This is a genomic window from Paenibacillus sp. P4_A7 (assembly GCF_056402455.1).
Genome location: NZ_JBFUHJ010000390.1, coordinates 1 through 5,434, shown reverse-complemented (window position 1 = coordinate 5,434; position 5,434 = coordinate 1). Strand labels below are relative to the sequence as shown.

Here is a 5,434-nt window from a genome sequence, read left to right as displayed (position 1 = left end):
ATTGAGAAGTCTCGTGAAGTGCGTGATTCAATAAAGAGTCGTACTGAACAATTCTTGATAGAATGGATAGAATCGCAACCCATAAGGTCAGCAAATCAAGAATGATATTAAAATTAATAARACGGACAGATGCCTCGGCATCTGTTTTTTTTATTCCATCCCAAACATGAGTTAAAAAACGAAAAACATTCAGATTTTTGGTTCGAATCATTAGAACCACATAAAAACAAAATAAACTCACTAATAATGTGTTTTTATGTTGACCAATGTTTTTGAAACCGCTTATAATACAAATAAATCAACAAAATTCCAATTATTCGGGAATTTAGTTCTTTTCTAAATTTGGCTATGTGGTATTGGATGGCAGCAAGCGGGGAACGGCGGATAATACTTAGATAGGGTGACATATGTGTCTTTATCATTTGAGAAGAGAAAGAAAAAGATACTAGAACATTTGATAAAAGAGGGTAAGGTTGAGGTTCCTATCCTTGCTGATGAGTTCAATGTATCGACTGAAACGATTAGAAGAGATCTAGAGCGTCTGGATAGTGCAGGGAAACTCAGGAAGGTTTACGGTGGAGCCGTCAAGGTTCGAGCCGACTCCTTGGAGCTTCCATTTAATCAAAAAACATTGCTCCATGCGCCTGAAAAGACGGTGATAGGTAAATTTGCGGCATCCTTAATTAATAATGGGGATACCGTTTTACTAGGAAATGGGACAACGACGCTGGAGATAATTAGGAATTTAAAAAACCATTCGGACGTAACGATTGTTACTCATTCTTCACCGGCAATGCTTCTGGCAATGGAGGTTTTCCCAGGTCGAATTATTTTTATAGGCGGCGAAGTGAACAAGAATCAACAAACGACTTCAGGACCACTCTCTGATTTGATTTTAAATCAATTAAGAGTGAACAAGACATTCATTTCTGCGGGTGGAGTCTCGTTATTGGATGGCATTACAGACTATGAAATTTCTGAAGCTACCATTTCACGGAAGATGATGGAACGTGCTGATGAAACCATATTTCTAGCTGATTCATCTAAGCTTGGCAAGGCCACATTCGCAAATATTTGTTCGCTGGAGGATGTCTACACCGTCATTTCAGATAGTCAATGCTCAGACGAATGGAAGCAATATATGAGGGACAGAGATATTACGATTCACATTGCAGATAAGGAGGAATAAAAGTGAAAGTAGATTTTCATTTCCACTTGGAGGAAGGGCCTTACTCCTTTAATTGGCTGCAGAGAACAGCAAAAGCATTAAAAGTCGTCCCACAGGTAACAATGCCAGTCAGTGAACGGAATACATTGGCTTGGATGGAAGAAACTTTTGATCAGTTGAAAGTAAGATTAGAAGAAGGTTGTTTTTCAGATAGATGGTTAGAGGCTTATTTCATAGAAGGTCAGAAGAAAGGCATTCAAAGATTTGGAATGGTAGATCATCTCTATAGGTTTGATGAGTTCCGTGACTACTATGAGAAATATATACTAATGGATGACAGCGAGCTCGGTCGTTTACAGCGTTACTGGTACGATAGGGTTCGCACTTGTTCCATCCATGATTTTCTGAATGCCGCACGTAAGATGCAGCAAAAAGGCTATCCGCTATCCATCGGTGTGGAAGCCGATTATTTTCCAGGGGGAGAAGCCGAGCTTAAGGAATTGCTTGGCAAGTACGAGCTGGATTACGTTATTGGAAGCGTACACTTTCTAGATGGATGGGGTTTTGATAACCCCGAGACAAAAGAAATTTACGAGAGCAAGGATTTGCTAGACCTGTACAAGTATTCATTTGAGCATGTGAAAAATGCTGCTAATTCAGGTATTTTCGATATTATTGCCCATCTTGATAACTTAAAGGTATTTAACTATAGACCAGATGAGCATGAGATGATCGAGATGTATGACGATGTAGCCGCTACTCTGAAAAAGGCAAATGTAGCATCGGAAATTAATACGGGACTAGCTTATCGCTATCCAGTTAAGGAAATGTGTCCTAGCCCGACCTTCTTGAGTAAATTATATGAGCATGGTGTGCCCATTACGCTAAGCTCGGATTCTCATTTTCCAGATGATATAGGCACTTTATTAGATGAGGCTATGGATCTTGCGATACAGACGGGATATAAGGAAATCGTTTATTTTGAAAAAGGTAATAGGATAAGTGTACCTTTGGAAGATGAATAGGAGTCAGAATAATCAAAAAAAATTACGTTTATTGGATAGCCTAAGTCTCATAGAAGGTATCCAGCGCATAGTAATGTAGAGCAATTAATAAAAAGTGAGGTTGGTGTCAAAATGGATCGGGAAGTACGGGCTACCCCACTTGTTGTTCGTATTATTCCAAATGTAAACGTTCTATTAGCAGCCCAATTGAACGTTAAGCCGCATATCCGCAGTTTAGGAATCTTTACTTCAACCATTGACGATGTTGGTTATACCGCTCTGGATGAGGCAACAAAAAGGGCTGGAGTGGAAGTGGTGTATGCAAAATCTTTCTATGCAGGCTCAGCACATGCCTCCGGCCCACTCTCTGGCGAATTTATCGGGATACTAGGTGGGCCGAATCCTGAAGAGGTTGCAAGCGGATTGGAAGCTGTAGTCGATGTGATGAAGCATTCGGCGTGCTTTTATTCGTTGAATTCGGATAATAGCCATGTGTATTACGCACATGTTATTTCCAGAACAGGGACTTATCTATCTGAACTAGCCGGTATAAGCGAGGGAGAGCCGTTGGCCTATCTAATTGCACCGCCTGCGGAGGCCATAGTTGGTTTAGACCATGCGTTGAAGGAAGCTCATGTTACGGTGTGTCGTTTCTTCGGTCCTCCGACTGAAACTAACTTTGCCGGGGCTTTGCTGACAGGCACGCAATCGAATTGTATGGCGGCGGCAGAAGCGTTTGCGGAAGGCGTGAAGAGCGTAGCTCATAAGCCGATAGTCATCTAGCAGGAGGATACCCGCATGTTAAATGGACAAGCACTCGGAATGATCGAAACGTTGGGTTTCACTGCTTTAATCGCAGCTGCAGATTGTGCGGCAAAGACGGCAGACGTAACCATTTATTCTTATGAAAAGGCAGATGCAGGAATAATGACCGTGTACATCTATGGTGATATTTCGTCGGTGAAGGAAGCTGTAAATGCTGGTAAGGAAGTTGCGAAATCGATGGGTAAACTACTCCATTATAGMGTTATTCCAAGACCCGCTTTCGATTTCTCCCAATGGATCAAGCAAAAAAAGGGCTTACCTATTAAAGACGATGAAGTGATTGATGAGACTCACCTACTCAAACTAACTATAACTGAATTGCGGAAACGCGCTCGAAGCCTGCTCGGACAGTATTACTCAGGCTTGGATATCAGTAAAGCAAACAAGGCAGCACTTGTGGCCTTGCTTATTGAAACTTAGATCAGGGAGGTGTGAGGAGGTTGTCAATAGAGGATAAGGATCTGAGATCGATCCAGGAAGCGAGAGAGCTGCTGCGTAAGGCGAAAGCAGCGCAGAAAGTACTCGAAACTTTTTCTCAGAGTCGGATTGATGAGATTGTCAAAGCTATGGCGGAGGCTGGCGAACGTGATGCGGAACGCCTTGGCCGGATGGCGGTGGACGAAACRGGCTTTGGCAAACCGGCAGACAAAAAGACGAAAAATTTATTCGCGGTACGTAACATCTATACAGCAATTAAGGATATGAAGACAGTCGGTATTATTCATAAAGATGAGACGAATAAGATTTGGGAAATTGCTCAGCCTTTTGGTGTCATATGTGGAATTGTTCCTTCCACCAATCCAACTTCAACTACACTATATAAATCACTTATTTCGATAAAAACCAGGAACGCGATCGTATTTAGTCCACATCCTTCTGCGCTAGGATGTACGGTAGAGTCTGCTCGCATCATGCGGGAGGCTATTGAAAGAGCTGGCGGACCGAAGGATGCCGTCCTATGCATGTCGGAGCCGACGATGGAGGCTACACAGGAGTTAATGAAGTCGAAGCTATCAGATTTGATCTTGGCGACCGGCGGTACTCCGATGGTTAGATCTGCATATAGCTCCGGCAAACCTGCATATGGCGTAGGACCTGGGAATGTTCCAGTTTATATCCATAAAAGCGCAGACATTAAAGATGCTGTACGTCGCATCATTCAAAGTAAGACATTTGATAACGGCACTATTTGTGCCTCTGAACAAGCTATTGTAACTGATTTGTCGATTAAACCTCAGGTCATCGAGCAGCTCCATTTTAATGGAGGTTATCTGCTGAGTCCCGAGGAAAAGGACAAGATCGCATCCGTCATTATGGTGGGTGGCAGATTAAATCCAAACATTGTCGGCAGATCCGTATCATTTATCGCTGAGATGGCGGGTTTCTCCATTCCTTCGAATATTCAAGTGTTAATCGCTGAAGAAACCGAAATCGGTAAATCGATTCCGTTTTCCGTGGAGAAGCTTTGTCCGATTCTAGCCTTGTATACATGCGACAACTGGAGAGATGGTTGCCATATTTGTACAAAGCTGCTGGAGAACGGAGGTCTTGGTCATTCCATTGGGATCCATTGCAAAGAGCTCGACGTAGTTGAAGCATTTGGTTTAGAGAAACCAGCTTCACGAATCATCGTAAATGCTGGTACGACGTTTGGGGCAATCGGCGCAGTTACAGGTATTTTTCCTTCTCTGACGTTAGGTTGCGGTTCGTATGGGCATAACATCACTTCAGATAATGTAGGCCCTATGCATCTTATGAATATTAAGAGAGTTGCATTCGGCCTTCGTGAGATGGAACTAGCGGAGCGAACAGAGCAAATTACTCAGCGTGTTGAGAATCAAGTGACCTCAGACATTAGTCGTGAAGAAGTCATGCAGATTATTCGGAAAGTGCTAGAGKAAATGCAAGTATCATAACGTAAATAAAAGTTTGAACGAATTGAGCAATCCATCACTTAACTAATAGGAGGAATTTTAAATGGCAGGAGAACAAACAGCTTTAGGAATGATTGAAACAAAAGGTTTGGTAGGAGCGATTGAAGCGGCTGACGCAATGGTTAAAGCAGCAAACGTTAAACTTATCGGTAAGGAGCATGTAGGCGGAGGAATCGTAACGGTTATGGTACGTGGAGACGTTGGCGCTGTAAAAGCTGCTACGGATGCAGGTGCTGCGGCTGCCGAGAAAGTTGGAGAATTGTTATCTGTACACGTTATCCCAAGACCACATTCGGATATTGAAGGTATCCTGCCGCAAGCTCAGGGGTAATGCAATATGGCCTTCATTACTGAAGCACAATTGCGAGTGCTGCTCGTAAGCGGAATACCTAATCCGTTTCCTTTACCGGATAACTGCAAACTAACGCCAGCAGCGAGAGATTTTCTACATAGTCGAGGAATTGCAATTGATCATTGCAGTGTTCCATCGATTGCTCAGCAGC

7 protein-coding genes are annotated in these 5,434 nt (G+C 42.9%); 6 read left to right on the top strand and 1 reads right to left on the bottom strand.

What is annotated here, in order from left to right:
• Nucleotides 1-211 (bottom strand): hypothetical protein (locus tag AC1DWN_RS27055; RefSeq protein WP_477561989.1); only part of this gene is annotated, 211 nt, incomplete at its 3' end.
• Between the two features lie 198 nt (nt 212-409).
• On the opposite strand from AC1DWN_RS27055, the gene AC1DWN_RS27050 reads away from it, so the two are divergent.
• The 6 genes from AC1DWN_RS27050 to AC1DWN_RS27025 all read left to right on the top strand — a co-directional run bounded on the left by AC1DWN_RS27050 (nt 410) and on the right by AC1DWN_RS27025 (nt 5,262).
• Nucleotides 410-1,189, top strand: coding sequence for a DeoR/GlpR family DNA-binding transcription regulator (locus tag AC1DWN_RS27050; protein WP_477561988.1), 780 nt, complete (start codon nt 410-412; stop codon nt 1,187-1,189).
• A gap of 2 nt (nt 1,190-1,191) precedes the next feature.
• Nucleotides 1,192-2,193 carry a histidinol-phosphatase HisJ family protein gene (locus AC1DWN_RS27045; protein ID WP_477561987.1) on the top strand — a complete coding sequence of 334 codons (1,002 nt, stop codon included), beginning with the start codon at nt 1,192-1,194 and terminating at the stop codon, nt 2,191-2,193.
• Nucleotides 2,194-2,304: 111 nt separating this feature from the next.
• Nucleotides 2,305-2,955, top strand: coding sequence for an ethanolamine utilization microcompartment protein EutL (eutL, locus tag AC1DWN_RS27040; RefSeq protein ID WP_477561986.1), 651 nt, complete (start codon nt 2,305-2,307; stop codon nt 2,953-2,955).
• 15 nt (nt 2,956-2,970) lie between these two features.
• Nucleotides 2,971-3,417, top strand: coding sequence for a BMC domain-containing protein (locus AC1DWN_RS27035; RefSeq protein WP_477561985.1), 447 nt, complete (start codon nt 2,971-2,973; stop codon nt 3,415-3,417).
• A 20-nt stretch (nt 3,418-3,437) separates the two neighbouring features.
• Entirely contained in the window at nt 3,438-4,913 is a 1,476-nt protein-coding gene (locus AC1DWN_RS27030; protein WP_477561984.1) for an acetaldehyde dehydrogenase (acetylating), read from the top strand.
• A 61-nt stretch (nt 4,914-4,974) separates the two neighbouring features.
• Entirely contained in the window at nt 4,975-5,262 is a 288-nt protein-coding gene (locus AC1DWN_RS27025; RefSeq protein ID WP_477561983.1) for a BMC domain-containing protein, read from the top strand.
• Nucleotides 5,263-5,434 lie beyond the last annotated feature (172 nt).

Bases quoted from the DNA above. Each gene is read 5' to 3' on its own strand.
- eutL (WP_477561986.1), top strand. From the start codon at position 2,305: ATGGATCGGGAAGTACGGGCTACCCCACTTGTTGTTCGTATTATTCCA.
- AC1DWN_RS27025 (WP_477561983.1), top strand. From the start codon at position 4,975: ATGGCAGGAGAACAAACAGCTTTAGGAATGATTGAAACAAAAGGTTTG.